24 protein-coding genes are annotated in these 26,580 nt (G+C 59.5%); 13 read left to right on the forward strand and 11 right to left on the reverse strand.

The window, feature by feature from the left end; all coding sequences use genetic code 11:
* Positions 1-200: 200 nt before the first annotated feature.
* The 4 genes from H045_RS04790 to H045_RS04805 all read right to left on the reverse strand — a co-directional run bounded on the left by H045_RS04790 (position 201) and on the right by H045_RS04805 (position 7,817).
* Positions 201-611: a hypothetical protein gene (locus H045_RS04790; protein WP_015371595.1), complete on the reverse strand. Its 411-nt coding sequence runs from the start codon at positions 609-611 to the stop codon at positions 201-203.
* The gene (locus H045_RS04795; protein ID WP_015371596.1) at positions 608-5,245 is read right to left on the reverse strand and encodes an RHS repeat-associated core domain-containing protein; all 4,638 of its coding nucleotides are present in this window, start codon (positions 5,243-5,245) and stop codon (positions 608-610) included. The genes H045_RS04790 and H045_RS04795 overlap by 4 nt, the downstream gene beginning before the upstream one ends.
* Before the next feature lie 198 nt (positions 5,246-5,443).
* Positions 5,444-6,913, reverse strand: a complete 1,470-nt coding sequence (locus H045_RS04800) for a methyl-accepting chemotaxis protein (protein ID WP_015371597.1) — start codon at positions 6,911-6,913, stop codon at positions 5,444-5,446.
* Between the two features lie 97 nt (positions 6,914-7,010).
* The gene (locus tag H045_RS04805; protein ID WP_015371598.1) at positions 7,011-7,817 is read right to left on the reverse strand and encodes a TatD family hydrolase; all 807 of its coding nucleotides are present in this window, start codon (positions 7,815-7,817) and stop codon (positions 7,011-7,013) included.
* A gap of 235 nt (positions 7,818-8,052) precedes the next feature.
* On the opposite strand from H045_RS04805, the gene H045_RS04810 reads away from it, so the two are divergent.
* The 3 genes from H045_RS04810 to H045_RS24345 all read left to right on the forward strand — a co-directional run bounded on the left by H045_RS04810 (position 8,053) and on the right by H045_RS24345 (position 10,578).
* Positions 8,053-9,474, forward strand: a complete 1,422-nt coding sequence (locus H045_RS04810) for an MltF family protein (protein ID WP_041931441.1) — start codon at positions 8,053-8,055, stop codon at positions 9,472-9,474.
* Between the two features lie 102 nt (positions 9,475-9,576).
* Positions 9,577-10,011, forward strand: a complete 435-nt coding sequence (locus H045_RS04815; protein WP_003233408.1) for a DoxX family protein — start codon at positions 9,577-9,579, stop codon at positions 10,009-10,011.
* Positions 10,012-10,269: 258 nt separating this feature from the next.
* Complete coding sequence (locus H045_RS24345) at positions 10,270-10,578, forward strand: hypothetical protein (protein WP_081602876.1); 309 nt, start codon at positions 10,270-10,272, stop codon at positions 10,576-10,578.
* A 4-nt stretch (positions 10,579-10,582) separates the two neighbouring features.
* Here H045_RS24345 and H045_RS04820 read toward each other — a convergent pair whose 3' ends face one another.
* From H045_RS04820 to H045_RS04830, 3 genes are read right to left on the reverse strand one after another with little or no spacing between them, the layout of a single operon-like run.
* Positions 10,583-12,313, reverse strand: coding sequence for a GldG family protein (locus H045_RS04820; RefSeq protein ID WP_015371600.1), 1,731 nt, complete (start codon positions 12,311-12,313; stop codon positions 10,583-10,585).
* A 15-nt stretch (positions 12,314-12,328) separates the two neighbouring features.
* Positions 12,329-13,054, reverse strand: a complete 726-nt coding sequence (locus H045_RS04825; protein WP_015371601.1) for an ABC transporter permease — start codon at positions 13,052-13,054, stop codon at positions 12,329-12,331.
* Positions 13,051-13,977 carry an ABC transporter ATP-binding protein gene (locus H045_RS04830; RefSeq protein ID WP_041931442.1) on the reverse strand — a complete coding sequence of 309 codons (927 nt, stop codon included), beginning with the start codon at positions 13,975-13,977 and terminating at the stop codon, positions 13,051-13,053. Before H045_RS04830 ends, H045_RS04825 begins: the two co-directional genes overlap by 4 nt.
* A 246-nt stretch (positions 13,978-14,223) precedes the next feature.
* Between H045_RS04830 and H045_RS04835 the strand changes: the two genes are divergently transcribed.
* A complete protein-coding gene (locus tag H045_RS04835; protein ID WP_003233402.1) occupies positions 14,224-15,216 on the forward strand; it encodes a hypothetical protein in 993 nt (330 codons plus the stop codon).
* A 127-nt stretch (positions 15,217-15,343) separates the two neighbouring features.
* Positions 15,344-15,817 (forward strand): transcription elongation factor GreB, encoded by a 474-nt coding sequence (greB, locus tag H045_RS04840; RefSeq protein ID WP_003233400.1) that lies wholly within the window; start codon positions 15,344-15,346, stop codon positions 15,815-15,817.
* Between the two features lie 45 nt (positions 15,818-15,862).
* On the opposite strand, the gene H045_RS04845 is transcribed toward greB, so the two are convergent.
* Positions 15,863-18,373 carry an ABC transporter permease gene (locus H045_RS04845; RefSeq protein ID WP_015371604.1) on the reverse strand — a complete coding sequence of 837 codons (2,511 nt, stop codon included), beginning with the start codon at positions 18,371-18,373 and terminating at the stop codon, positions 15,863-15,865.
* On the reverse strand, positions 18,373-19,056 hold the full coding sequence (locus tag H045_RS04850) for an ABC transporter ATP-binding protein (RefSeq protein ID WP_003233397.1): 684 nt from the start codon (positions 19,054-19,056) through the stop codon (positions 18,373-18,375). Before H045_RS04850 ends, H045_RS04845 begins: the two co-directional genes overlap by 1 nt.
* A gap of 10 nt (positions 19,057-19,066) precedes the next feature.
* On the opposite strand from H045_RS04850, the gene H045_RS04855 reads away from it, so the two are divergent.
* From H045_RS04855 to H045_RS04865, 3 genes are all read left to right on the forward strand, one after another.
* The gene (locus tag H045_RS04855; RefSeq protein WP_003233395.1) at positions 19,067-19,672 is read left to right on the forward strand and encodes an arylesterase; all 606 of its coding nucleotides are present in this window, start codon (positions 19,067-19,069) and stop codon (positions 19,670-19,672) included.
* A 58-nt stretch (positions 19,673-19,730) separates the two neighbouring features.
* On the forward strand, positions 19,731-20,024 hold the full coding sequence (locus H045_RS04860) for a hypothetical protein (protein ID WP_003233393.1): 294 nt from the start codon (positions 19,731-19,733) through the stop codon (positions 20,022-20,024).
* Between the two features lie 112 nt (positions 20,025-20,136).
* Positions 20,137-21,105, forward strand: coding sequence for a L,D-transpeptidase family protein (locus H045_RS04865; protein WP_003233391.1), 969 nt, complete (start codon positions 20,137-20,139; stop codon positions 21,103-21,105).
* A gap of 196 nt (positions 21,106-21,301) precedes the next feature.
* Here H045_RS04865 and oprI read toward each other — a convergent pair whose 3' ends face one another.
* Positions 21,302-21,553 (reverse strand): outer membrane lipoprotei OprI, encoded by a 252-nt coding sequence (oprI, locus tag H045_RS04870; RefSeq protein ID WP_003172710.1) that lies wholly within the window; start codon positions 21,551-21,553, stop codon positions 21,302-21,304.
* Positions 21,554-22,161: 608 nt separating this feature from the next.
* On the opposite strand from oprI, the gene H045_RS04875 reads away from it, so the two are divergent.
* On the forward strand, positions 22,162-22,443 hold the full coding sequence (locus H045_RS04875; protein WP_003233387.1) for a GNAT family N-acetyltransferase: 282 nt from the start codon (positions 22,162-22,164) through the stop codon (positions 22,441-22,443).
* A 58-nt stretch (positions 22,444-22,501) separates the two neighbouring features.
* On the opposite strand, the gene H045_RS04880 is transcribed toward H045_RS04875, so the two are convergent.
* Complete coding sequence (locus H045_RS04880) at positions 22,502-23,578, reverse strand: 3-deoxy-7-phosphoheptulonate synthase (protein WP_015371605.1); 1,077 nt, start codon at positions 23,576-23,578, stop codon at positions 22,502-22,504.
* Between the two features lie 189 nt (positions 23,579-23,767).
* On the opposite strand from H045_RS04880, the gene H045_RS04885 reads away from it, so the two are divergent.
* The 4 genes from H045_RS04885 (at position 23,768) to H045_RS04900 (ending at position 26,544) form a co-directional block, all read left to right on the forward strand.
* The gene (locus H045_RS04885) at positions 23,768-24,103 is read left to right on the forward strand and encodes a YbbN family protein (RefSeq protein ID WP_003233385.1); all 336 of its coding nucleotides are present in this window, start codon (positions 23,768-23,770) and stop codon (positions 24,101-24,103) included.
* Positions 24,100-25,053 carry a putative 2-dehydropantoate 2-reductase gene (locus H045_RS04890; RefSeq protein ID WP_015371606.1) on the forward strand — a complete coding sequence of 318 codons (954 nt, stop codon included), beginning with the start codon at positions 24,100-24,102 and terminating at the stop codon, positions 25,051-25,053. Before H045_RS04885 ends, H045_RS04890 begins: the two co-directional genes overlap by 4 nt.
* A gap of 16 nt (positions 25,054-25,069) precedes the next feature.
* Positions 25,070-25,975 (forward strand): 5'-nucleotidase, encoded by a 906-nt coding sequence (locus H045_RS04895; protein ID WP_003233380.1) that lies wholly within the window; start codon positions 25,070-25,072, stop codon positions 25,973-25,975.
* Positions 25,976-26,043: 68 nt separating this feature from the next.
* Positions 26,044-26,544 (forward strand): universal stress protein, encoded by a 501-nt coding sequence (locus H045_RS04900; RefSeq protein ID WP_003233378.1) that lies wholly within the window; start codon positions 26,044-26,046, stop codon positions 26,542-26,544.
* Positions 26,545-26,580: the final 36 nt, after the last annotated feature.

The following is a 26,580-nucleotide window of genomic DNA, read 5'->3' on the forward strand; positions in this document are numbered from 1 at the left end:
TCATCGCCAATGTAATCGTTGAGCGCTATCACCAAAGCTTTTTTGTGTTTATTTACTGTAAGGTCTGATGGTCTTTTTATTGGCGTCTCCGCTTATCATCTTTCCCAATTTTTTTTCAATTTTTAGTATTTGATGTGGTGGTTTGTGACTGCATCAGATATGTTACTTTTCAAGCGATGTTGGTTATCTATAGGGCCGAGCTAAAAATTTGCGAAATCAATATCGCCCTCAAATGAAATGCAAGCAATCCAATCCAACTGTTTTTGAAGTATGTACGTATGTTGGGGTATTTTTGAAAAAATTTGCAGTGATTGCATAAGGTCTCTGGCTGAAATTGAATAGGCATTGTCGGTGGCGTCACCAATAAAAATTGCATTGTGTTTAGTGGCTGCTTTTATTTTTTTCTCTAATAGTTCTAGCGTAGCCTGTGATGGAAACGGACCAATATGAGTGTTTTCGTTGAATTGGCTCCAAGCTATCTGGTTTCCAAAGAAAGGAACGTTTGCATTTATGTTTTCAACAATTAAATCGTGCTCGGCTTCTGGCAAGACTTCGAATTCGATATTCAGTTGGTTAAAATTTTTGACTATTTCGTCGTCAAGATAGCTCATTTTTTTGCGAACCTCTTGGTGAGTTGGAATACAGTTTTTGCCGTGCCTTCAAACGTGTAATGAGAGCCTTTTTTTTTGTGAGTCCAGACATTAATGTGGGCGCCATTCCTCTCGTCATGTTCAACACGATAACCTGTCCTCGCGTCAGTTGTTTGCATGCCGATGGGCTGGCCTTTGCGTTCGCCGAATTTTCCTAATTTTGGTTTTTCCGCCCGAAAGTCATTCTCCAGTAGCCACTCAAGCGCTTTGTTCAATGCTTGCTCATAAGTGGAGTAATGAGTTGAGTTCCCTACCTTTGGCGTTTCTTCTCCGTGTATGGGAGAGGTTTGGCTTTGTTGTCCCGCGCAATTACCCCGCGTACATGCCAGCCCCAGTGGATCGACCCACCCCGTAGGATTCGGTACGTACTGGTAAGCATTGATCCCGCCCGCCAGCTTCACTGGATCCGGCGTCAGATAGCGTCCAACATCCGGATTGTAGTAGCGATGTCGGTTGTAGTGCAGGCCGCTTTCTTCGTCGAAGTATTGGCCTTGAAAGCGCAGCGGGTTGTCGATTTTGCCGACGTCGAGGCGGCTGATGTGGCCGTAGGCGCGGTAGTGGGCGGACCAGACGATTTCGCCGTCTGGTGCGGTGAGTTCCTGTGGCGTGCCGAGGTGGTCGAGTTGGTAGTGGTAGGGGTTGGTGGCGTCGGGGCCGAAACCATCCAGCAGCGCTAAAGGGCGGAAGCTGTCGGGTTCGTAGAGGTAGCTGCGGTGGCGGTCGGCGTGGTGTTCGGCGATCAGTTTGTCGCCTTGCCAGAAGAATTCGGTGGTTTTGTCATCCACGGTTTTACTGATGCGCCGGCCAAAGGGATCGTAGCGGTAGTGGGCGGTTTGGCCGTTGGGTTTCTTGACGGCGATCAGGCGGTGCTGGCAGTCGTAGCGGTATTCGCTGACCAGTGCCTGGCCTTTGCCCCGGCGCTCGCGGATCAGGTTGCCGAAGGCGTCGTGGTCGTAATGCCGGTCGCCCTGGATCATCAGGCGATTGCCGGCGACGATGTCCGGGCCGGGGCGGTCGTGCATCAGCAGGTTGCCGGCCGGGTTGTGGCCGAAGCGTTCCTGTAAGTCCTGCGAGTGATCGGCGCGGGTCAGGCGGTGAAGCGGGTCGTAGGCGTAGTGATGTTCGCCTTTGCGCGTATCGAGAATGCGGGCGAGGTTGCCGGATTTGTCGTAGTCGTATTGGCGGCGGTAGTAGCGGTTTTCCTGTTGCGTGATGGCGTGGGCGTGGAGGCGGTGTTGGTCGTCGTAGTGGTAATGGCTGAGCAGTTGGCCTTGCTGTCGTTGCTGCTCCTTGCCCGCTTTGAATAGATGCGAGGTGAGCACTTCACCGTTCAGTTCGACGGTGCCAAGGTGGCCACCTTTATCGTGGTTAAACGTGACGCGGTTGTTATCCGGCAGGCGCAGGCGCTGCAGTTGTCCGCAGGCGTCATAGCCATAACGCAAGGTGCCCCAGCCTTGATGCTCGGCGGTGAGGCGGTTTTGTCGATCGTATTCGTAGGCCAGCGCCCAGCGGCCGTCTTCGACGCTGAGGAGGTTGCCCTGGCGGTCGTAGGCGTAATCCACCTTATTGCCGTCTGGCAGGGTTTTTCTGACAAGGCGCCCGGCAGCGTCTCGCTCATAACGGGTGATGAGCTGACTGCCATCGTCGCCATGTTCGGTCTTTTCCTGCAGATTGCCGTTGAGGTCATAAACGTAGGCGGTGCGCTGGCCGTCAAAGCCGATTTCCTGCTGGATCAACCCGTTGGGATGGTAGGCAAGCCGGTAGGTCTCGCCCACCTCGTTTTCGATCTCGGTCAGCAATAACCGCGCGTTGTCGTAGCGATACTGGACCTGCGTGCCGTCGGCATTGAGTCGCCGACTGATCAAGTGCAGCCCGTCGGCATACTCGTAGCGCGTAACGTTGCCCAGTTCATCGCGTTCAGCGGTGATTTTTCCGTAAGCGTTGTAGCTGTATTCCCTGCATGCACCGCCCGGCAATATCAGGCGAACCAACCGCCCCACGCTGTCCCATTGGTATTGGGTCAGCGCGCCATGCTCATCCTCGCGGGCCACCTGTCGCCCCAGGTCGTCATAGCGATAGCGCCTGATCCCGCCATTGGGCAACTGTTCCTCAAGCAGTTGCCCGCGCTCATTCCAAACCAGCCGTTGGCAGCTGTGATCGGGATACCACACCCCAATCAGTTGCCCGTATTTGTTGTAGCTGTAGTCAGTGATATGGCCGTCTGGATCGGTCCTGCGCGTTACGTCGCCTTGTTCATTACGCTCGTACTTCCAAACCGCCTCACCCCGACGCACCACCCGTACGAACCCGTTGTCATGCTCGTAGGACGTCGGCTCATCGTCCCCCGGAAACAGCGCCACTAACCGCCCTGCGTCGTCGTACTGATACGCCGTCACCGCGCCCAACGGGTCCTGCTCAACCGTCAGTCGGCCTTGTTCATCGTAGGATTTGAAGTGCTGAGCGCCATCCGGATCCACCCGCTGCACCAGGCGTGCCCGCTGGTCATGCACATACACTTCCTGGCTGCCATCGGCGTTATGCACGGTGACGCGCCCGTCATCGCCCCACACATAGCGCGTGTCCATCTGCGCAAAACTGGCCCAATGCCGTACACAGCGCGCCGCCTTGCCGGACCGTTCCCACGCCCAGAAGAAACGCGCGCCACCGGCCAGCCCACGTTCCAGAATCACGTGCTGCTCGTCGTACCGGTAAACCTCGCGTTCACCTACGGCATTGGTCGCCGACACCAGTCGGCCCGCGTCGTCGTAGGCGTAGGACACAACCGTCTGCTCAGTCACCCACTCGTAAGGCTCACGGCCCTTGGCGCGATGAACCTGATAGTCCACCGCGCCAATCCGGCCCTGCGCATAGCGCAACCACAGCGAGCGCCCGGCGCCATTGTCCAGCCGCTCAATGCGCCCCAGCACATCACGGGAAATGCGCAGCCGGTTGTCGTACGCATCGCTGATCGCCACCAGCACGCCATCGCGAAAGTGATAAAACCGCGACGCCTGGGCCAGCACCAGCTCATCCGGCAAGTCCCCCAAAAAGATCGCCGCTTCCGCCAGGCTGTTGGTGATTGCCGGTCGCGAAACGGTGGGCAAGGGCAGGGTGGTCGAGCGATTTTCATGGTCCGTCCACACCACCGAATCGCCGGACATCTCCAGCCGCTGGGCGAGGGCATGGCTCCAGCCAAACCCCAGCCCGACATCGATTTCCACCGCACTGGTGCGATACACCCGCGTCCACTCGAACGGCAAAATGCCGTCGAGGGTGCCGTCGGTGAGGGTGAGTAATTCCTCGCCAGTGACCATCGACACCGGGCAGCCATTGGTGACGGTTTTATCGGAAGAGGCGGCCGCTTCCCCCGCCGGGTTTTTTGCCGACACCGGCACGTCATCCACGGGCGATTCGTGCACGAGTGCCGTGCGCTGCGTCTTTTTTCGCACCGTCGGCACCGCGTTCGGCACCAACTCCTCGCCCACCTTCAGCGGCGCCACCGCCTTGATCGGCGTGGCCGCACTGCCCAACAGCAACGGCTTGGCCGTCTCGACATGCTGTGCCAACCCCGGATGGGCCAACTGCTCGGCGAGCATCTCCAGCCAGCGGCGCACCCGCCCGGACTTGATATGACCCACCACCTGCACACCCAGGCGAATCTTCACGCCCATGCCCCGCGTGGCCCAGATCAGCAACAGGTTGATCAGCACCTCGCCGGTGATTTCGCCCACCAGCTCAACCATCTGCGGTGGCGGCAGCAGGCGGATCCAGCCGATCATTGCTGACAGATAGATAAACAGCAGCGGCTCATCACTGAGCACCAGCAGGCCATGGGCAATGGCGTCCTTGCCCAGTTTGAGCAGCTCATCCAGCTCGCGCTGGGAGACATAGCGCAACCACTGCTCGCTGTTGGCCTTGAGGTTGGCGATCAGGTCGTACAGTTGCGTGATGTTGTCCCACAGGTTGTAGAGGGCTTTGGCCAAGCCGCCCGCGAAGGCGGTGCCCTGCAGGGCGCTGCGCTTCAGGGGAGGGGCTTTGGCGAACTCAGCCCACTGCGTTTGAAAGGTGTCTTTCCATTCCTCGCGCAGGCGAGTTTCCAGCCCGGCGATCAGCGACTGATAAGACGCATACAGCGCCTTGACGTGGTCTTTGGAAACGTTGGGGTAGAAGGTGATGTGATACGGCTGGCTGCGGGTGCATTCCGGGATTTCAAGCCGGCCGCTGGCATCTATTGTGCGATGGAGCGGGGCACCGAGAGCGCTGCCATCCGTGGCGATGGCCTGCACCCTCACGGGGGTATTACCGATGGGCACAAGGCGCGTGCTTTCGAACAGATGCACCAGGGTCAGCGAACCCTGGGCCGGGCAGGTCGCGACAACAGCGCTTGGCGTGCGCGAAGACACCGGCGCACTCAGTGTGACGTCTTCGCCGACGTTGAAGACTTGTTCAAGCTCCAGCGCCGAGCCGCTCCAAAAACGCTCGGCCCAGGTGTCGAAGGTGTTCAGGCAATCGCGAAAGTCACGAAAAACGCTTTCGACGTCTGGTGCCGTGGCGTCCATTGGTGTCAGCACCAGCTTGGCAATGACCGGAATCATGAAACAGCCCCGTAACCGGGGGCTTTAGCCAGCAAATCCATCTGCAGTCCCTCGCACTGTGTGATCAGGCGAAGGACTTTGCAGAGGTTGGGAGATAAAAGAAGTCGGCGTTATTCGTGGGGATAGCTAGGAAATTTCGCCAAAGCTTCAAGGTAACTGAGGCCCGGTTGTAGGAACCGGATTACGGGTTGAATAGCCTTACAGCTTCAATTGCCCAATCGCCTTGCTCAGCTCACCTGCCAGCGTCGCCAGCTCACTGCTGGTCGTGGCCGAACCCACCGTCTGCCGCACGGTGTTTTCGGTCACATCGCGAATGCTCACCACCGCGCGGTTCATTTCTTCGGCGACGTGGCTTTGCTGCTCGGCGGCGACGGCGATCTGCGTGTTGCTCTCGCGCATCTGCGCCACGGCGCGGGTGATGTCGGCCAGTGCGGCGCCCGCTTCCTGTGCTTGCTGTACGCAGTCGTCGGCCTTGAACGAGCTTTCCTGCATGAAGTCCACCGCGTCGCGAGTGCCGGCTTGCAGGGCTGACACCATGCCGGTGATTTCGTCGGTGGAGCTTTGCACGCGTTTGGCCAAGTTGCGTACTTCGTCGGCGACCACGGCAAAGCCACGGCCCATTTCTCCGGCGCGGGCGGCTTCGATGGCCGCATTCAGCGCCAGCAGGTTGGTTTGTTCGGCGATGCTGTGAATGACCCCGACCACGCTGTTGATCTTGTGACTGTCTTCGGCAAGTTTCTGGATCATTTCGGCGGTTTGCTGCACGCCGGTGGACAGCCCGGCAATCGAATGCTGCACACGGGTGACCACGGCCTGGCCGCTGCCGGCGAGGGTGTCGGCGGCCTGCGACAGGTCGCGTGTGGCGCCGGCGTGCTGGGCGATATGGTGAACGGTGGTCGTCATTTCATTGATCGCGGTGGCGGCCTGGTCGGTTTCGCTCTGCTGACCGAGCATGCCGTGCTGCACTTCATTCATGCTGCTGGCCAGTCGTGCGGCGCCTTCGTCCAGTTGCCGGGCGGTGTTCGCGACGGTATTCACCACCCTTTGATAGCCAGCCTGCATGGCGTTAAAGGCACTGGCCATCTGCCCGACTTCGTCCTTGCATGCCAGCGGCACGCGCGCCGACAGGTCGCCGGTTTTCTCCACGTGCAACATGATGTCCTTGAGGGTGTTGAGCTGGCTGAGCAGGAAGCGGATCAACAGTTGCGAGGCGCCCAGCATCGCCAGCATCAGAATCGCCACCGCCGCGGCGTAGCGGGTGAAGCGTTCGCTCAGCACCTGGCTCAGGCTGGGTGCATGGGCCAGAATGGCTATGTGTTGGCCATCGACGCGGTTGATCACTTCAGCGCCGGTCAGCGGGTTTTCGCCGAACAGCGGCTCATGTTTCAGTTCGACCCAGCCGCTGGCGCCTTTCAAGGCTGACAGATCCTGTGGGATTTGATCGTCGGTAAACGTCAGCCATGACTCGCCGGAAGGCAGCGGCTTATCGGCAGGCCAGGCGCTGAGCAAGCGACCTTGCGCCTGCGCCGAAGCCTGGGACGCCTGGCTGCGCGCCTGTTGCTCCAACTGCACGGCGTACAGCACCAGCAGCAGGGTGGTGATGAAGGCGACCGCGTTGACCGCCCAGAATTTGTATTTCAGCGAGATGTTGCTAAGCCAGGCACCCATGGAAGGTTTTCTCTGATAGCGGGAACAGTATTGGCAAGGTGCCATTATTGTGCCGCTACTCAGCAACGCCTTTGTTGATATGGGTCAATGCGCTGTATCACGCCACGACGGGTAATCCAAAAAAGGCGCGGGCGCAGGCGGTGCTGTGTCGGGCCAGGTCTTCAGCGCTTTCGTTACGGTGCAGGGCGACTTCGCGCAGCACCTCCGGCAGATAAGCTGGTTCATTGCGCCCGTTTTTCGGCTTGGGCCGCAGCGTGCGTGGCAGCAGGTAGGGCGCGTCGCTTTCCAGCATCAGACGGCCACGGGGAATTTCCCTGACCAGCGGATGCAGGTGCGTCCCACGGCGTTCGTCGCAGATCCAGCCGGTGATGCCAATGTGCAAGTCGAGGTCGAGGTAGCTGAACAGCGCCGCCTGTTCGCCGGTAAAGCAATGCACCACGGCAGCGGTGAGGTGGTCGCGGTAATCCTTGAGGATCTCCAGCAGGCGCGTGTTGGCGTCACGCTCGTGCAAAAACACTGGCAGTTTCAGCTCCACGGCCAGTGCCAGGTGTTCCTCGAAGACTTTTTCCTGCTGCGGGCGAGGGGAGAAGTCCCGGTTGAAGTCCAGCCCGCATTCACCCACGGCACGCACGCGCGGTTGGCCGAGCAACCCGCGCAAACGCTGGGCGCTGTCGCCGTTCCAGTCGTTGGCGGAGTGGGGATGAAGACCTGCGGTGCTGAACAGGTGTTGCCCGCTTTCGTCGAGTGTCTCGCACAGCTCCAGCGCCTGTTCGCTGCCCTCGACGCTGGTGCCTGTCAGCACCAATTGCTGCACGCCGGAAGCATAGGCGCGCTCAAGAACGGCCTGATGCTTCCCGTCGAAACTTGGGTTGGTCAGGTTGACGCCGATATCAATGAGTTGCATGGTGCTATCTCCGCCTTTGGCCGGAAAGCATATCAGAGCTGTAGATTTATAAGAAAATCTAAGAACTACAACAGGTTATAGCTGTCTTTGAACGTCACTCGCGACATTGTGATGGGCGCGCCGCCTCTCATCCTGTCGCCATTGCGTGCAAAGCCTGCGCATAAAGCGCTCTGTTTCTGACCTCCAGCACCGCGCTTTCATACCGGCGCTGGCCAGTATTCTTTCCGGAGAGCGGATGATCCGACCCTCGGCAATGCTTGTGATGTGCTTGACGTTGCTGATGCCATTGGCGGCCGCCGCGCGTCTGGATGGGCCGGTGGAAGTGATCAAGCCCGGCAAGGTGCGAGACCTCGCGCAAATTCGTTCCAGTCGCACGCTGCGCGTGCTGGTCAACCAGAGTCGTAACAGCTCCGGCGAGGTGCAGGGGCAGGCCATTGGCGTTGAATATCATCGCCTGCGCGCCTTCGAGCAATACCTCAATGGCCACGCCCGTGATGGCCAGGAAATCAACCTCAAGATCATTCCCAAGGCCAAGGACCAACTGCTCGGCGCGCTGGCCCGTGGTGAAGGCGATCTGGTAGCGCCCGGCGAACTGCTGGACGTGAAGGCCGCGCACAAGATCAGTACCAGCGACCCGATTGTCAGCGATGTGCCGTTGTGGCTGGTCGGGGTCAAGGGTGAACGACGCTTTACCCGGCTTGAGCAGTTGTCCGGCCGCACCTTGACGCTCACCACCGGCAGCGCGGCGGCGGACGCGATCAGCCAGGTCAACCAGAAACTGGCCCTGCACAAGCAGGCGCCGATCAAGGTGGAATGGGTCGATCCGAGCCTGGCCGTGGAAGATGTACTGGAAATGGTTCAGGCCGGGATCTTCCACCTGACCGTCGTGGAAAAACCGATTGCCGAACGCTGGTCGAAAATCCTGCCCCGGTTGCGTTTCGATAAACAGGTGGTCATCAGTGAACCCGGCGACGAGTACTGGTTCGTCCGTCAGGATGCATCCATGCTGCGCGCCAGTATTGACCGCTTTCTCAAGACCTACCGAACCCCGGCCGATCAGGACGTGGCGTTCCAGCGCATCTATCGTCGTCTCTACCAGGCGCGTAATCCATTGGCGCGTGCCGACCGCCAGCGCCTGGAGAAACTGCGTCCGATCCTGCAAAAGCATGCGCAGGAACAAGGCATGGATTGGTTGAACCTTGCCGCGCTGGCGTTCAAGGAATCAGCGCTGGACCCCGGCGCGCGCAGCAGCGGTGGCCCTACCGGCCTTATGCAGATCACGCCATCGGCGGCGCAGCGGGTGGGCGTGAATAATATCGAGAGCCTGGATAGCAATGTGCAGGCGGGCGCGCGTTACCTGGCGATGATCCGCCGCAAGTTCTTCTCCAGCCCCAAGCTCAACGAGCGTGAGCGCATGGCCTTTGTGCTGGCGGCCTACAACATGGGGCCGGAGCGTGTGCAGGGCATGCGCACCGAGGCGAAACGCCGTGGGCTGAATCCTAATCAGTGGTTTTTTCAGGTAGAACGCATTGCCATGGAGCAGGTGGGGATGGGCGGCGTCAGCTATGTGAATAGCGTCAACAAATATTACCTGGCGTTTGATCGAGAACGGGAGTCACTGGAGCCGCGCGCGGCGAAAGTCGCCTCACGCAAATAATCGATTTTATAGATTATTAGAGTGGGTTTTTTCGACTTTTAACATTCTTTAAACTGATTAATATAGCGGCCAACCCCTCCTACCCATAAAAGGATTCCTCCCATGAGCCCACTGATCACACGCGTTCTGTCTACCCGCGCCGGCTACGGCCTGACGATTCTGCGCGTCTTTGTCGGCATCGTTTTTGCGGCGCATGGCTCGCAGAAACTCTTCGGTTGGTTTGGCGGCGGTGGTCTGGCGGGTACGGCGCAGTTCATGGAGAGCGTCGGCCTGGCACCTGGCACGCTGATGGCCCTCCTGTCGGGTGGCACCGAGTTCTTTGGCGGCCTGGCGTTGATCATCGGTCTGCTGGCACGCCCCGCAGCATTGGGCCTGAGCGTTCTGACGCTGGTGGCGATTTTCTCGGTACACATCCATAACGGCCTGTTCATGGCCAACAACGGTTATGAGTTTGCCCTGGCCTTGCTTGGCGGCGCGCTCGCGGTGTTGTTGGAAGGGGCGGGCAAGCTGTCCGCTGACCGCGCCATCACCCGCTGAGGCCTGCTTTAGCCCTTTCAAAAGGCCCGCCATGTGCGGGCCTTTTGGTTGCTCGGGATTCTTGACACTGCCCCATCGGCTTCTCTAGGATGCTGCTCATGCGCCGATTTAAACAGCTAATTGCGGGGCGCCACTGGACTGAATGCAGTCCGACAGAACCTTGCACTCATCAGCACCAGGGTTCGAAATACCGCTAAAGCGCTGGTTCGGTGTTGCCTCTCACCTGCCCGCAGACTTTTGAGGCAGAGACACGACACGATGAATGCACCACGCCCCCTTATACGCCTGGCTCCGATTACTGCGGACCTGACCCAGCGCAATCCGAAAATTCTCCTCGGCGGCAAGCATCAGCCAACGCTCCTTCGTTACCTGGACGGCTGGCCGCGTCGTACGGGGCGGCCTTCGGCGTTCCTCATCCAGTTTGTGGAAGATGGCGATCCCCTCTCGCGGTTTGCGAACAACAGCTTTGACCTGGCGGTTATTCAAGCACCTAGTGCGGATGACGCTCCTGAAGTGATTCGCCAGTTGACACGTATTGCCAGGCAAGGATTGATTGCGCGTCGCTGACTGATCAGTAAGCGGCCGCTGCGTGGGCTGAACGGCGTCGACGCTGGTGCAGCGAAAGTGCCCAGGCAATCAGGCATAGCGGTAGCGGCACCGCCAGGACCATAAGTAATACCAGCTCTCGCTCCAATCGCACGACCTGCGCGTAGGCGTCGACCTTCAATGTGTGCATTTCAAAGGGTAGGCGCAGGCGTTCTTTATTGAGTGCTTGCAGTTGGACGGTGGTATCCACCGCTTGGGTGATAACGCCGTCAGTACGCGGATTTTGTTGTCGCCACGCCTGATCCGTGCGCGCAAACCTTCGTTCAAGTTCGCCGGCTTTCTGTAAATAGATTTGTGCGGCGGCCTCGCGCATTTGCGTCAGCAGAGGGGGCGTCGGGCTCTTCCTTGCGCGCGAACGAATGTTCGCAAGTGCAGTGGGTGCAGCCAGGCTGTCCAGCGTATTCAAGACAAACTGCAGGTTACTGTTGGGCGTTGCACTGACGACGGTGTCTGAGAGCAGATCGGTGTCCGCGACCACCGCGACCTGGATCCGCGCTGCGTCTTGCAGGCCGGCGGGCTGACCCTTGATGCCGCTGGGAAATACCGAGTAGGCGGGCCCTTCGATGCGGGCAGCGATCACTTGGGACTGCATGGGAGCATTCGCTTCATCGAGTGGTTCCAGCGCAAGCGCGGAATCAAAGCGCCGGGTATTCAGCAATATTGAGCGCTCTGAACTCTGCAGCAGCGGTGTCAACGTCGCATGGCTTTTGCGGATAAGGGACAGTGCGCCGCTGCTCGACACGGTCACTGAGCTTAGATTCCAGCTGCTTGTGTCACGGGGGTTCATGCCCTGGCGGAGCACGTTCAAGCGGGCGGCCTGTCGTACCGTGTTTGTTAAGGTGGACGAGGCATAGACGTTATCGATCAGTAACTGGTCGCTGGGCATCTGAATGCCCCAGGCAGTAAGCATTTCATCTAGCGCGGAGTTCGCCGGTGCTGGAGCCGATGCCGTCTCGCTTAACGGATCAAGAAAAATCATCAGCTTGCCGCCCCGCAGAACAAATTGTTCAATCGCATAGAGCGCGCCCTCGGGCAGCAAACGGGGGTGCGCCACCATCAGTGTCTCGATGGAGGACGGAATCTGATCGGTAGTTGGCGACAACTCCATCAGCTTGAAATGCTTGTGCATCTGCTCAAGCAACTGTCCGGCAATGGTTTGAAGTTTCAACCCTGACAGCACGCCAACGGTCGGCGGTTCGGAGCGCGTCAATGTGTGGATCAAGTGGCCGACCTCATATTCAAGCAATGCCTCGTGCTCAGGGCTGAATGTATTGATACGCTGAGTGCCGATGCCCTCGCGGGCGGCGATGAGTCCGAGAAAACCCTGTTGGTCGTCAAGGCCGTACAACGCGGCTTTGTAAGCGTCTTCCGAATAAGGAGGCGGGTCAATGATGTGCAGATTGAGCATGCCTTTCGCCGCCTTTTCGTACTGCTTGAGCAGGTCTTCCACGCGTTCGCCATAACGGTTCAATACCTGGCTTCTTCTCGGGTCATTTCTTGAGTTGAAATAATACAGGTCGATCGGGCTTTCCAGTGTGGCGAGCAACTGCCGAGCGGGTAGCGATAAGGTGTGGATTTTTTGTTGAGAGGCGTCCCAGCGGATATCGGGGATGTATTTGACCCACACCAGATTAAAGGCCAGAAACAGCAATGATATGACGATAAGCGTCATACCTGTACGAAGAGCGGATCGCATACGTTACTTCGCTTCTCAACGGCTTTTATAAGTGAGCGTGACCGTAGATGCCGATACAAAGGCAAGGATCATGCTAATAAAGAATAAACTGTCACTCAGTGTCAGTTTTCCATTATCAATAGTGTCGAAGCGTGAGAGCGGATCAAGCGAGATTAAACTGTCAATGACCCAGATCGGCATTTGATGTTCAAGCGCCTCAATTGCCGAATAAATGCAGCTGACGGAAAGTAGTAATCCTAGGGTTAACAGGAAAATAACCACCTGTTGGCGGACCAGCGTACATATGAAACAGGCTGCGGATAAATAACTTCCTGCCAGCAACCAGCTCGACAGAAATTGTGAGCGGATAACGCTGTTGTCCGGCGCGCCCAGGTGATTGGCGATGAGCACGATGGGAAACATCAGCATCAGGACAATGCCGCACACGAACCAGGCGGCCAGGAATTTGCCGAACACACACTCGAATGGAGTAATGGGCAGGGTTTTTAGCAGCGTGTGAAAGCCTGGATCGTGTTCGTCCGACCATAGCTGGATCGATAGCGCTGGAGTCAGTATCAGGTACAGCCAGGGATGCAACTGGAAAAAGACCTGCAAGTCGCTGCTGTCCCGCTCAAGCCACTGGCCCACGTGCAACCCCAGTGTCGCGCACAGCACCAGAAAAACCGCAGCACTCAGGTAAGTGCTGGGCGAGCACCCATACCGGGTGAGCTGATGCATGAAAATAACCGGAATCTGTTTCAAGGACGCACCTCCTGACTCAGGTGGTGAACGACATCATTCAGGCGACCCTGCTCCAGGCTCAGCGAGGTGATATGCCAGCCGCGGCTGGCAATGAGGGCGTTGATATGGGGATAGATGGTTTGTCCCGGCAGGGCGAGCACAGTTACCGTACCGGGCGCATGCTGGTCTTCTTCGATGCCTGCAACACCGGGTAAAACGGCGAGCGCCAGTAAGTCCAGCGGTGTTTGCGCAGCCAGGGTTACCGCATGGTAGTGCCGGGAGTTGCGCTGCAACTCGGGCAGCGGTGTGTCAGCCACCAGTTGGCCGTCTGCCATAACCAGTGCGCGCGTGCAGAGTGTGGACAGTTCGTCGTAGCGGCGAGAGGCAATCATGATGGTCATCTCGTCGCTCAAGGATTTGATGAGCATTTTGAATTGGAGCAATTGCTCGGGTGACATGCCCTCAGTCGGCTCATCCAGCAGCAACAGGTGAGGTGTATGCAGGACGGCCTGGGCGATGGCAACTTTGCGCTTCCATGGCATGGGCAGTACGGCCAGTGGGGCGTCCATCACAGGAAATAATTCCAGTCGCGTGGCGGCTTTATTTATCCGCTCGCGCTTTTCCGCGCCGCTGAAACCGCGAACGGCAGCAATGAAGTTGAGGACGCTTTTGACCGACATACGGTGATGATTGAGGTCACCCTGAAGTTGATAGCCGACAGCTTCCCGGACTTGATACGGATGAGTTTGAGCATTGAAACCTGCAACGCTGATTCGCCCGCCCGACGGAGTCGACAAGCTGGCGATCAAATTCAACAGTGTCGTCTTTCCCGCACCACTTTCCCCGAACAGACCAATGCATTCCTGGCGTTGAGCGCAAAACGAAAGGTTATGAATCAGTTTTCTTTTGCCCAAGTACTTTGTAATACCGTCTATCTCGAGCATGTTCTTACCGAATAGTTTTACAGAATCTGATATAGGTGATGCCGTTCTGGCATCGTTCAGCGCCTGAAAAAGGGTACGGTTAAACCTGATGCTTGGGAACGTGGGGGTGAATCAATAAGATAAGTCCTACGTCCGGCTGCCTGGCTAACTGAAACAATAAATTGACTGTTGGCTCGTCAATGACCGGATATCTGTCTGGTGTTTACTTATATAAGGTTTGCTCTTTTTCAGTGAGGCCTGATTATCATGATGCTGTTACGTACCCTTGTTCTTGAACATGGCGAGCAGGGAGGGCCGGTCAACGGCGCACTCCTGTGTGGGTTTGCCGTGGCGCAGATTCAATCCAACTTCCTGGTCTACAGTCTCGACGAAGAGGTGGAGCCCGGAAATTCCAGAGTCTATATTGCAGCGTTGCGTAAAAAAGCTGACCGTCACTTCCTGAGTGGCGTCGAGTCCACTGACGACCTGCAAGTGGCTATGCAGGTGTTCAAACAAATTCTGATGACGGCAGCGGCCTCTGCAACCAAGGCCGCGTCTGTTGAGAGCACGGTCCCGTATCATTTCATTGATATGAAAGGTTGCAAGCTGCCTCCCGCCAGGCCCGAGGATCATCACTCGATGATCATCAAGAAGGCTCTGGTGATGAAGGTCATTACCCTGGGTATTTCTGCGCCAGTGTTGCCGGCGATAGAAAATGCTTCATTGATCGTGCCGTCCATTCGCTTCTCGTCGCAAATGGTCTCGCCTCCCAGAATTGCAAAACCGTCCAGGCAGGCAGCAGAGCCGTTGAGCGAGCCTGCCGTTAACCTGCCGTTGCAGGCTACCCCCGCACTGGCGCAAGTCTCGACCCAGGTTGAGCCCACACCGGTTGCTCAATTTGAGCCTGATGAGTCGGCGTCGCGCCAACCTCCTGTGCAGTCGGAACACGCCACGCTGGTTGAGGTGGACAATACGCTGACCAATCTGGCCAAGGTCGCTCAGGAGCTGGCGCAGAAGCAGCTCGCCGTTGTCGAGCGAGAGCAGATGCTTGAGCAGTGGGAAGCTCGACTGCAACAGGCGCAGGCCGCGCATGATGAAAAAAACCGTGATCTGGAGCAGCGCGAAACACAACTGCACCAGCGAAATCTGCAGGTTGACCAGAAGGCCGGACGACTCTCGCAGGCGACAGCACAGGTGTCGGACATGCGACAGCACCTGCAGGATGTGCTCCTTGAGTTGGACCGGTCCCTGGACAGCTAGCCCGGAGCCAGGATGTTCTCTCACGTGCTTTCCACGGTTCATTTATCATCTGCCCTTGCCGGTCGATGCCAGGGCATGAAGCTGTGGCATATCGGCACCATTGGACATTGCCTGGGGATGCAAGGGTTTGAGTACCAAGCTGATTACCAAAGAAGGCCACGAAGCGCTGAAGAAAGAGCTGGATTACCTCTGGCGGGAAAAGCGCCCGGACACCACACGCAAGGTGACCTGGGCTGCTTCCTTGGGGGATCGCAGCGAGAACGCGGATTACCAGTACAACAAGAAACTGCTGCGTGAGATTGACCGACGGGTGCGCTATTTACGCAAACGCCTGGAAGACATGCGCGTGGTCGAGTACATGCCTGAACAGGAAGGGCGGGTATTTTTCGGCGCGTGGGTCGAGATCGAGAACGAGCAGGGCGAGACCAAGCGTTTTCGTATTGTGGGCTATGACGAGATTTATGAGCGGATGGACTATATCTCCATCGACTCACCCATGGCCCGTGCATTGTTGCGCAAGCAAGTCGATGACGAGGCCATCGTGCAAACCCCGGGCGGCGAAGTCTGCTGGTGGATTACCGCGATCGAATACATGAAGTAGGCATTGATGGCCCGCCGTCTGTAAGGACGGCGGGCCATCGAGTTTTCAACCTTCGCGCAATACCGTCAATGGGCTGGCATTCAGCGCCCGGCGTGTGCCGAATACGCCGGCGCCGCCGATTAGAACCGCGCCGATCACCGGCAGCAGCAACAACCATGGGTGCGGTTGCCAGGCCAGGTCAAAGGCGTAGCGATACAGCACCCAGGTAACCAGTTCGGTGCCCAGCGCCGCCAGCACTCCACTGACCGCCCCCAGCAAACCGAACTCGATGCGCCGCGCCTTCACTAGCAACTTGCGTTCCGCCCCCAGCGCACGCAGCAACGCCCCCTGGCGAATCCGCTCATCGAGGGTGGCCTGCAAGCCGGAAAACAGCACCGCCATTCCCGCCGCCAACACAAACAGCAATACGTATTCGACGGCCAGGGTGACCTGGGCGAGGATGCTGCGCAGCTGTTCCAGCAGGGCTTCGACTTGCAGGATAGAGACGGCCGGGAAGGCCCGAGACAGGTCGACGACCTGCTGGTCGTGGCCGGGCGCCAGGTAGAAGCTGGTCAGGTAGGTTGCAGGTAGGTCCTTCAGAGTGCCAGGCTGGAAAATCATGAAGAAGTTGGGCTGGAAATTATCCCAGTTGATGGTGCGCAGGCTGGTAACCCGCGCTTCACGGTTTTCCCCGGCAATGGTAAACACCAGATGGTCATCGAGCTTGAGCTTCAGGCTTTCAGCGACCTTGGCTTCCACCGATACCCCCGGCACGTCATCCGTGGGTTGCGACGACCACCAGGCGCCCGCCGTCAGGGTATTGCCCGGCGGGAGGTCGGCGGCCCAGGTCAGGCTGAGGTCACGCTGCACGGCGCGGTCGCCACTGGAGTCCTTGCTGACAATATCCTGCACCGCCTCGCCATTGATGCTGATCAAGCGGCCGGGCACCACCGGATACAATGGCGCCGATTGCGCCTGCACCTCCATAAGGCGGGCGCTGAAGGCTTCCTTGTCGGCGGGCAGAATGTTCAACGCAAAATAATTGGGCGCGTCCTTGGGCAACTGGTTTTGCCAGGTGTCGAGCAGCTCGCCGCGCAACAGGGCGATCAAGCCCATGGACAGCAGGATCAACCCGAACGCCAGCGACTGGCCCGCCGCCGCCAGCGGGTGGCGCAACAATTGGCCCAGGCCCAGGCGCCAGGGCAGGGAGGCGCGGGCCAGAAGGCGACGCAGGCTTTGCAATAACAGCAGGAGCAGACCGCCGAGGATCAGCGCAGCGACGACACCGCCGCCGAGCAGGGCGAAGGTGAGTACCAGGTCCAGGCTCAGGCGCCACATGATCAGGCCAAGGGCAAACAAGGCGGCGCCGTACACCATCCAGGTGCTGGAAGGAATCGGCAGCAGGTCGCGCCGCAATACCCGCAGCGGTGGCACGCGGCCCAGCGCCGCCAGGGGAGGCAGGGCGAAGCCGGCGAGGGCGACTAGCCCGGTGCCGATACCGGCCACGGCCGGCAGCAGCCCGCCGGGCGGCACATCGGCCGGCAGCAGGTCGTGCAGGAAGTAGAACAGGCCAAACTGCGCCAACCAGCCCAGCAAGGCGCCGGTCAGGCTGGCCAACAGGCCCAGCACGCTCAGTTGCAGGCTGAACAGCAGCATCGCTTCGCGACGTGACAGCCCGAGACAGCGCAGCAGCGCGCTGGCATCGAAACGGCGACTGGCAAAGCGGTTGGCCGACAGCGCTACCGCCACGCCCGCCAGCAGCACGGCGACCAGGCTGGCCATGTTCAGGTAGCGCTCGGCCTTACCCAGCGCGCCGCCGATCTGCTGGTTACCGTCGCGCGAATCCTGCAGACGCTGATTGGCCGCAAGGCCGGGCTTGATCAGGTCGCGATAGGTTTGCAGCGCCGTGCTGCCTTGTGGTGCGCGCCACAGTTCGCGGTAGCTCACGCGGCTTCCGGGCTGAACCACGCCCGTGGCGTCCAGATCGGCCAGGTTGATCATTACTCGCGGCGTGAGGCTGTAGAAATTGCCGGCGCGGTCTGGCTCGTAGGTCAGGATGCGGCTCAGGCGCAGGGTTTTCATGCCCACGTCGATGCTGTCGCCTACTTTCAGGTCCAGCGCGGTCAGCAGCCGCGCCTCCACCCAGGCTTCACCAGGCTTCGGCTCGCCCCCGGAGGTTTCATCACCGAAGGGCACGGCAGCGCTTTTGAGTTGGCCGCGCAACGGGTACTGCTCGTTGACCGCCTTGATGCTGGAGAGCTGGATACCGTTGTCGGTGGCGATGACGCTGGAGAACTCCACGATGCGCGCGTGATCCAGGCCCAGTTCGGTGCCGGAACGGATTTGCTCCTCGCGTGCGGGTGAGCTGCCCTCAAGCACCAGGTCGGCGCCGAGAAACTCGGTGGCACGCAGCAGCATCGCGCTATTGAGGCGTGCGCCGAAGTAGCCGATGGCTGTACTCGCAGCCACGGCCACCAACAGGGCGAAGAACAACACGCGTAACTCACCGGCGCGGGCATCGCGCAGTAATTGACGCATGGCAAGGCTGAACAGACGCAACAGCGGCAAACGTGCCATCAAGGCTCCAGGGGCGCGACCATCAGGCCGGCTTCAAGGCGGATCAGGCGCCGGCAACGGTGGGCCAGGCGTTCGTCGTGGGTGACCAGCACCAGGGTCGTGCCGCTCTCCTTATTGAGTTCGAACAGCAGGTCGCTGATGCGCTCGCCGGTGTGGCTGTCGAGGTTGCCGGTGGGCTCGTCGGCAAACAGCACGTCCGGTTCTGCGGCGAATGCCCGTGCAATCGCAACGCGTTGCTGCTCGCCACCGGACAACTGGCGCGGCGAGTGAGTAAGTCGCTGGCCCAGGCCGACCCGCTCAAGCAAATGCCTGGCGCGCTCGCGGGCGTCCTTGCGGCCGTCCAGCTCCAGCGGCAGCATCACGTTTTCCAGAGCATTGAGGCTGTCGAGCAACTGGAAGGATTGGAATACGAAGCCCACGTGCTCGGCGCGGATGCGCGCGCGCTGGTCTTCGTCCAGCGTGCTCAGGGCCTGCCCTGCGAGGGTGACTTCGCCACTGCTGGGCAGGTCGAGGCCGGCCAGCAGACCCAGCAGGGTGGATTTGCCCGAACCGGAGCTGCCGACGATAGCCAGGCTATCGCCCTTGTTCAGTTCCAGGCTCAGTTCGTGCAGGATAGTCAGATCACCTTCCGCGCTGGGAACCACTTTGCTGAGGTTCCGCGCGGTGAGAATGCTTGCGCCCATGGAGAATCCGATGCGAATGTGGTTTTTGAGTGCTGGCCTGGCCTTGATGTGCATGGCCCAGAACGCAGCGGCGGGTACAGTCCTGATCGTTGGCGATAGTATCAGTGCCGGTTTCGGGCTGGATACCCGCAAAGGGTGGGTGGCCCTGCTGGAGCAGCGGCTCAAGCAGGAGGGTTTCGACGATAAAGTGGTCAACGCTTCCATCAGCGGCGACACCAGTGCCGGAGGCCTGGCGCGGCTGCCGGCGGCGCTTGCAGAGCATAAGCCGGACGTGGTGGTGATCGAGCTTGGTGGCAACGATGGCCTGCGCGGACAGCCGCCAGCGCAATTGAAACAAAATCTTGCGTCGATGATCGAGCAGTCCAGGGCCGGCGGTGCCAAGGTGCTGCTGCTGGGCATGCAGTTGCCGCCCAATTACGGCCCGCGATACACCACGGCGTTTGCCGAAGTCTATGGCACGCTGGCCAAGGAAAAAGACATCCCGCTGGTGCCGTTTTTCCTTGAAGGGGTGGGTGGTCATCCCGAGCTGATGCAGGCCGACCAACTGCACCCGGCGGTCGCCGCCCAGGGCAAGTTACTGGAAAATGTCTGGCCGACGCTCAAACCGCTGCTTTGACGCTTTTCTACCGGCAGGCTTTCGGCTAAGGTGGCGCCCCCCTGATCTGGAGCCCCCGATGTCGCGTCCTGCCTGGTCCCTGTTTAACTACCAACTGATCGAGCCGGACGAGCAGCTGGACCTGTTTGCCTGCCAGGAAGTGCGGGTGCATCTGGTGGCGCGTCAATTGGAGTTGGGCGGCTCGATCGATCGCACGCTGTGCGGCACCTTGTTGCCTGCGCAACCGCGCTGGTCATCGGTGGATCGGACGGTTTTTCAGGACCAGCGCCTGTGCCCCCTGTGTCGGGCGATCCTCGAATCGCAGAAGCGCGGCACGCCGCCGATCTGGCCCGAGCTGCGTTTTGAGTTATAGAAGCAGCTGCAAGCTGCGAGCTATAAGCTGTAAGCTAGCGGCTGAAGCTTTGCAACTTATGGCTTGAAGCTGCTTCTGAAACCTCCCCGTCGTTCTGCGAAGGATTTACCGGATGTTGTCGCGCCTCTCCGTCGTCACCTGCTGCCTGTCTCTTGCTGCCCTCTGCGCGGCCGGTTCCGCAGCGGCGTTGCAGTTGCCCTTGCCGCCGCCAGGCGAAGACATTGTCGGCCAGGTCCAGGTGATCAAGGCCAAGTATGAAGATACCTTCGCCGATCTCGGCACCACCTACGACCTGGGTTACTCGGAGATGGTCGCCGCCAACCCAGGGGTGGATGCGTGGTTGCCGGGAGCGGGCACCGAAATCGTGCTGCCGACCCGCTTTATCCTGCCGCCGGGACCTCGCGAAGGTATTGTGATCAACCTGGCGGAGTACCGTCTCTACTACTTCCCCAAGGGCCAGAACGTGGTCTACACCTTCCCGTTGGGGATTGGACGTGAAGGCTGGGGCTCGCCGATTGCCCACACCAGTATCATCGCCAAGACGCCAAATCCGACCTGGACGCCGCCCGCGTCGATCAAGGCCGAGCACGCCGCCAATGGTGATCCGTTGCCCAACGTAGTGCCAGCGGGGCCGGACAACCCCCTCGGGCCGTTCAAGTTCACCCTCGGCACTCCCGGTTACCTGATCCACGGCTCCAACATGAAGTTCGGCATTGGCACGCGCACCAGCCATGGCTGCTTCCGCATGTTCAACAACAATGTGCTGGAAATGGCAGACATGGTGCCGGTGGGCACGTCAGTGCGCATCATCAACGATGCCTACAAGTTCGGCAGCAGCGGCGGCAAGGTCTATCTCGAGGCGCATACGCCGCTCAACGATGACGGCACGCCGTCGGTGGTCGACAAGCATACGGCCGTGATCAATGCCCTGCTCAAGCGCGAAGACTTGGCCAATACGTTGCGGGTGAACTGGGATCAGGTGCGTGACGTGGTTGCCGCAGAGGACGGCCTGCCGACCGAGATCGGTGTGCCAGGCGGGGCACCGGTGGCGTCGAGTGCGCCCATCGACCTGCAGCAGTAAAAAAAACCATGTGAGATTGGGCTTGCTCTCTATAGCGCTGGATCAGCCACCCAATGCAGTGCCTGATACCCACCATCGGGAGCAAGCCCCCTCCCACATGGGGGCCGGTGTACGTCCAGAGCCTTACACAGAAAATCCGGGCAATAAAAAAGCCGACCCAAACATGGATCGGCTTGATAACAACCCCGAAGGGTTATTACTTGCGGCTTGCTTTTTCAAGCATGCGCAGAGCGCGCTCGTTAGCTTCGTCAGCAGTCTGTTGTGCTTTTTGAGCAGCAGCCAGCGCTTCATCAGCTTTACGGTAGGCTTCGTCTGCACGAGCCTGGGAGCGAGCTGCTGCGTCTTCAGTTGCAGTCAGACGAGCTTCGGTTTCTTTGGAGACGCTGCTGCAACCGGTAGCCAGAACTGCGGCCAGAGCCAGAGCAGAGAATTTCAGAACGTTGTTCATCGTGTTCCCCTTCAAGGACTTTCTATTAAATGACTACTGTCTCAGAGTGAGCTAATAGCCGGCGTACATACTACCCATTACTTGTAGTAAGTAAACTGACGTTGCGCAAGAAGCAGAAAAAATTCTTGCGCGGAATCTGTTCTGGCGGGTCAGGGGGCGGTTCGTATAACAAATGTTCGCTGTTTTACAATCCTCTTAACATTGGATCCAGCCTGGAAGGGCCGGCCCGCATGCTTCGAGCCAGGTACATAGATGAAATTTTATATATCGAGCCTGGCACTTTCGTGCAGCCTGCCTTTACCGTCGGCAGCATCTTTCTCTCATGTAGAGGTGACTTTAAGAGCAGCAGTTCGTCTTAAGGTTCAACTGCCGGCGTTGTTCGGGCTTTCGGTCGCAGGTATCGAAGCCCATTCTATATCCGCCCAGGGCAGGGGATGACGAGCGCGCCTTGAGCGATGCAGGTTGGGTGCCTACTATTCCCAGGTGCAGGGTATGAGCGCCAGAGGTTTTCTCGTTGTCGAAATCGGCAGGGGATGGCGTAGATGTTTCTTCGCCGGAAAAACATCGGTAAGGTAGGGGTCAGAATCAAAGACCCGCGAGGAGTAGTGATGAGCGAGGCGTTGTCCATCCACCATGACCAGGCTGGTCATCAGTTCGAGACCAATGTGGACGGTCATCGTGCCTACCTGACCTACATGGATCTCGGGAAGCAGACCCTGGATATCTATCGCACCTTCGTGCCCAACGCGCTTCGTGGTCGTGGCATCGCGGCAGCGTTGACTGAAGAGGCCCTGAAGTTCGCCGAAGAGTCCGGTTACACCGTGATCCCATCGTGTTCCTATGTGGAGCGCTACATGGAACGCCACCAGCGCCACGCCGCCAAACTCTGAGCGAGCCGCATAAAAAACGCCGGGACAAGCCCGGCGTTTTTGTGTGCGCAGTTCAGGTTCAGGTGCGTTTGCGCTGGGGCAATACGTCCTTGAGCTTGGCATGCATGCTGCGCAGAGTGGTCTCGGTGGCAGACCAGTCGATGCAGGCGTCGGTAATCGACACGCCGTATTGCAGGTCGGCCAGGTCTTTTGGAATCGCCTGGCAACCCCAGTTCAGATGGCTTTCGACCATCAGGCCGATGATCGACTGGTTGCCCTCGAGGATCTGGTTGGCGACGTTCTCCATCACCAGCGGTTGCAGGGCCGGGTCCTTGTTGGAGTTGGCGTGGCTGCAGTCAACCATGATGTTCGGCTTGATCTTGGCCTTGTTCAGCGCCTGCTCGCACAGTGCAACGCTGACCGAATCATAGTTGGGCTTGCCGTTGCCGCCGCGCAGCACCACGTGACCGTAGGCATTGCCCTTGGTGGTGACGATGGACACGCCACCTTCCTGGTTGATGCCCAGGAAACGGTGCGGGCTGGACACCGACTGCAGTGCGTTGATCGCCACGGTCAGGCCGCCATCGGTGCCGTTTTTGAAGCCCACGGCCGAAGACAGGCCGGACGCCATTTCCCGGTGGGTCTGGGATTCGGTGGTCCGCGCGCCAATGGCCGACCAGCTGATCAGGTCCTGCAGGTACTGCGGCGAGATCGGGTCCAGCGCTTCGGTCGCGGTAGGCAGGCCCATTTCGGCCAGGTCCAGCAGCAACTGGCGACCGATGTGCAAGCCGTCCTGGATCTTGAACGAGTCGTCCAGGTATGGATCGTTGATCAAGCCTTTCCAGCCGACGGTGGTACGCGGCTTCTCGAAATACACGCGCATTACCAGATACAGGGTGTCGGACACCTCTGCCGCCAGCACCTTGAGGCGCTCGGCGTATTCGTGGGCAGCCTTGAGGTCGTGGATCGAGCAGGGGCCGATCACCACGAAGAGGCGGTGGTCGGTGCCGTCGAGAATGTCACGGATGACTTCGCGACCCTTGGTGACGGTCTGCAGGGCAGCGTCGCTCAGGGGGATTTCGCGCTTGAGCTGATCGGGCGTGATCAGGGTCTCGTTGGATTCGACGTTCAGGTCGTTGATCGGTAAATCAGCCATCGTGTTACTCGTCAGGGTCACGGGTGCCGGCCGCCAGCCATCCCCGTGCGGCGGAGCACAGCATGATTTGGATGCAAGGGGGGAGGAACCTTAGCGCGTAACCGGGCTGCGCGACAATGGGCAATTGTGCGCCGCGCGGGCCGTCCTGATAGTGTATGGCCTGGTCGACGCCCCCCAACTGGAGATTGTGTGGAAGAGTTGCAGCTGTCCGATTTCGATATTGATCGTCAATTGCTGACGCTGCCGGGTGCGTCGCTGCTGATATTCACCGGCGCCGGCTGCTCCAGTTGCCGCTGGGCGCGCCAGCAGTTGCCGGGCTGGCCTCTGCCTGTGGCACGGTTATGCTGGGTCGACGCCGGGCACAACGGTGGCGCGGTCGAGCGCTACCAGATCTTTCATTTGCCCGCGCTGTTCGTGGTGTGCGACGGTCAGTTCCTTGGGCAGATTCATGCCCGTCTTGCGCCCGCCGACATCAGCGAAGCCGTCACAACAGCGCTCACTCGCACTCCGGAGGATTTGCCATGACAGCACAGTCGCCACGTATAGGCATTATCGGCACCGGCGCCATCGGCGGTTTTTACGGCCTGATGCTGGCCCGCGCCGGGTTCGATGTGCACTTTTTGCTGCGCAGCGAATACGCCGCCGTCAGAGACCGTGGACTGCACGTCAACAGCAGCCTCCATGGAGCATTGAAACTGCACCCCGTGCAGGCCTACGCCAATCCCGCCGACATGCCGCCCTGCGACTGGCTGCTGGTGGGCACCAAATCCACGGGCAATGTCGAGCTGGCGCCCACCCTGGCGCAGGTGGCGGCGCCAGGCGCGAAGGTGGTGCTGCTGCAAAATGGCCTCGATGTGGAAGACAGCCTGCGCGAACACTTGCCGGCCTCACTGCATCTGCTCGGCGGCCTGTGTTACATCGGTGTGTACCGCTCCGCCCCTGGTGTAATCGAGCATCAGGCGCTGGGCCGGGTCAACCTGGGTTATCACAGTGGCACGGCGGCCAATAACGAGGCCCTTCAGCAAGTGATCGTGGAGGAGGGCGCCGCGCTGTTCCACCAGGCGGGTATCGAGTCCCAGGCCATGGCCAGTGTGCACCTGGCGCGCTGGCACAAACTGGTGTGGAACGTGCCGTTCAACGGTCTTTCGGTGTTGCTGGGCACCGGCACCACGGCGCTGATGGCGGATGAGTCCAGCCGCGAGCTGATTCAGGCCCTGATGGTCGAAGTGATCAGGGGCGCCCATGCCTGTGGTCACGATATCCCGGCCAGTTATGCCGGGCAGATGTTCGCCATGACCGAAACCATGGACGATTACTTGCCCAGCATGTACCACGACCACCTGCACAAGCGCCCACTGGAGCTGGCGGCGATCTATGCCCGACCACTGGCGGCCGCCAGGGCTGCTGGCTGCGAGCTGCCGCGCATGCAGGCGTTGTACCAGGCCTTGAGTTTTATTGATCGGCATAACCGCTGATTCGGGAGAAGAGCCTATGACGAAGGGATTGGGCGACAAACTGGTGCTGGCGATTTCATCGCGCGCGCTGTTCGACCTGAGCGAGAGCCACAAGGTGTACCTCGCGGAGGGGGTTGAGCCTTACCGCAAGTACCAGATCGAGCACGAGGAGGAAATCCTCGAACCCGGCGATGCTTTCCCGCTGGTGAACAAGTTGCTCAGCCTCAATGCCAGCCTGGGCCGGGCCCGGGTTGAGGTGGTGCTGGTGTCGCGCAACAGTGCCGACACTGGTCTGCGGGTATTCAATTCGATCCAGCATTACGGTCTGGACATTTCCCGCGCCGCTTTCGCAGGCGGGCGTAGTCCCTATCCTTATCTGGCCGCCTTTGGTTGCCATCTGTTTCTATCCACCCACGCTGAAGATGTGCGCAGTGCCCTCGATGCCGGGTTCGCCGCGGCGACGATCCTGTCGGGCGGCCCGCGTCGGGCCATGAGCGAGGAGCTGCGCATCGCCTTCGACGGCGACGCGGTGCTGTTTTCCGATGAGTCCGAGCGGGTCTACCAGACCGGCGGGTTGGCGGCGTTCCAGGCCAATGAGCGCGAGTCGGCGCGCCAGCCGTTGCCTGGCGGCCCGTTCAAGGGGTTTCTGGCGGCACTCAATTTATTGCAGCGCGAGTTTCCTGACGAAGCCTGTCCGATCCGCACCGCGCTGGTCACCGCGCGTTCGGCGCCTTCCCACGAGCGGGTGATTCGCACCCTGCGTGAATGGGATATTCGCCTGGACGAGTCGTTGTTTCTGGGTGGTTTGGAAAAAGCAGCGTTCCTCGAAGCGTTCGCCGCCGATGTGTTTTTCGATGACCAGGCCGGTCATTGTGAGAGGGCAAGGGAGGTGGTGGCCACCGGGCACGTGCCACACGGCATCAGCAACGAGATCAAGGTGTGACCCGGCCGAACTCCGCGCCGCTGCTAAGCTGAGTCAATCTTCGCCATCCTGGCAGCCCAGGAGGTTCTATGATTCGTTCGATGCTGTACGCCACGGACCTCGGCCTTTACGCGCCTTACGTGATGCAACATGCGCTGACGTTGGCGCAGACGTTCAAGGCTGACCTGTATGTGATCCATGTGGTCGAGCCCATCGGGTTGTTCGCCGAGTCGGTGTTGCAAAGCTACCTGGACGAGCAAGCCCTGAGTGAGTGGCAGAACCAGGGGCTGACCAAGGTGATGGCTACCATTGAGCAGCGTGTGCTGGACAGTTTTCGCGAGGAGTTGGGGGACGGGGAGCAGGACTTGAAGGTCATCCGCTCGGTCAAGGTGATCCAGGGTGATCCCTGCGACGTGATACTCGACCAACTGCGCAAACTGTCCGTCGACCTGCTCATCCTGGGCAGTCACAGCCATGCAACAACAGCGGCGACGCCTCTGGGACGCACCGCGACCCGGGTATTGCAGCTGTCGACGGTTCCCGTTTACATGGTGCCGTCGCTGCGGCGCCGAAGCCGCGAAGAAATGTGATCGCTTCAAGTTAATAAAAAGTTCTAGATTTATCTG

Source organism: Pseudomonas poae RE*1-1-14 (genome assembly GCF_000336465.1).
Classification (GTDB): Bacteria; Pseudomonadota; Gammaproteobacteria; order Pseudomonadales; family Pseudomonadaceae; genus Aquipseudomonas; species Aquipseudomonas poae.

Excerpts from the sequence above, each read along its gene's own strand:
- H045_RS04850 (WP_003233397.1), bottom strand. The coding sequence starts at position 19,056 with ATGGGCGCAAGCATTCTCACCGCGCGGAACCTCAGCAAAGTGGTTCCC.
- H045_RS04865 (WP_003233391.1), top strand. The coding sequence starts at position 20,137 with ATGTTGTCGCGCCTCTCCGTCGTCACCTGCTGCCTGTCTCTTGCTGCC.
- H045_RS04795 (WP_015371596.1), bottom strand. The coding sequence starts at position 5,245 with ATGATTCCGGTCATTGCCAAGCTGGTGCTGACACCAATGGACGCCACG.
- H045_RS04810 (WP_041931441.1), top strand. The coding sequence starts at position 8,053 with ATGATCCGACCCTCGGCAATGCTTGTGATGTGCTTGACGTTGCTGATG.
- H045_RS04805 (WP_015371598.1), bottom strand. The coding sequence starts at position 7,817 with ATGCAACTCATTGATATCGGCGTCAACCTGACCAACCCAAGTTTCGAC.
- H045_RS04880 (WP_015371605.1), bottom strand. The coding sequence starts at position 23,578 with ATGGCTGATTTACCGATCAACGACCTGAACGTCGAATCCAACGAGACC.
- H045_RS04790 (WP_015371595.1), bottom strand. The coding sequence starts at position 611 with ATGAGCTATCTTGACGACGAAATAGTCAAAAATTTTAACCAACTGAAT.
- H045_RS04815 (WP_003233408.1), top strand. The coding sequence starts at position 9,577 with ATGAGCCCACTGATCACACGCGTTCTGTCTACCCGCGCCGGCTACGGC.
- H045_RS04800 (WP_015371597.1), bottom strand. The coding sequence starts at position 6,913 with ATGGGTGCCTGGCTTAGCAACATCTCGCTGAAATACAAATTCTGGGCG.
- H045_RS24345 (WP_081602876.1), top strand. The coding sequence starts at position 10,270 with ATGAATGCACCACGCCCCCTTATACGCCTGGCTCCGATTACTGCGGAC.
- H045_RS04875 (WP_003233387.1), top strand. The coding sequence starts at position 22,162 with ATGAGCGAGGCGTTGTCCATCCACCATGACCAGGCTGGTCATCAGTTC.
- H045_RS04845 (WP_015371604.1), bottom strand. The coding sequence starts at position 18,373 with ATGGCACGTTTGCCGCTGTTGCGTCTGTTCAGCCTTGCCATGCGTCAA.
- H045_RS04860 (WP_003233393.1), top strand. The coding sequence starts at position 19,731 with ATGTCGCGTCCTGCCTGGTCCCTGTTTAACTACCAACTGATCGAGCCG.
- oprI (WP_003172710.1), bottom strand. The coding sequence starts at position 21,553 with ATGAACAACGTTCTGAAATTCTCTGCTCTGGCTCTGGCCGCAGTTCTG.
- H045_RS04890 (WP_015371606.1), top strand. The coding sequence starts at position 24,100 with ATGACAGCACAGTCGCCACGTATAGGCATTATCGGCACCGGCGCCATC.
- H045_RS04900 (WP_003233378.1), top strand. The coding sequence starts at position 26,044 with ATGATTCGTTCGATGCTGTACGCCACGGACCTCGGCCTTTACGCGCCT.
- H045_RS04855 (WP_003233395.1), top strand. The coding sequence starts at position 19,067 with ATGCGAATGTGGTTTTTGAGTGCTGGCCTGGCCTTGATGTGCATGGCC.
- H045_RS04895 (WP_003233380.1), top strand. The coding sequence starts at position 25,070 with ATGACGAAGGGATTGGGCGACAAACTGGTGCTGGCGATTTCATCGCGC.
- H045_RS04835 (WP_003233402.1), top strand. The coding sequence starts at position 14,224 with ATGATGCTGTTACGTACCCTTGTTCTTGAACATGGCGAGCAGGGAGGG.
- H045_RS04820 (WP_015371600.1), bottom strand. The coding sequence starts at position 12,313 with ATGCGATCCGCTCTTCGTACAGGTATGACGCTTATCGTCATATCATTG.
- H045_RS04830 (WP_041931442.1), bottom strand. The coding sequence starts at position 13,977 with ATGCTCGAGATAGACGGTATTACAAAGTACTTGGGCAAAAGAAAACTG.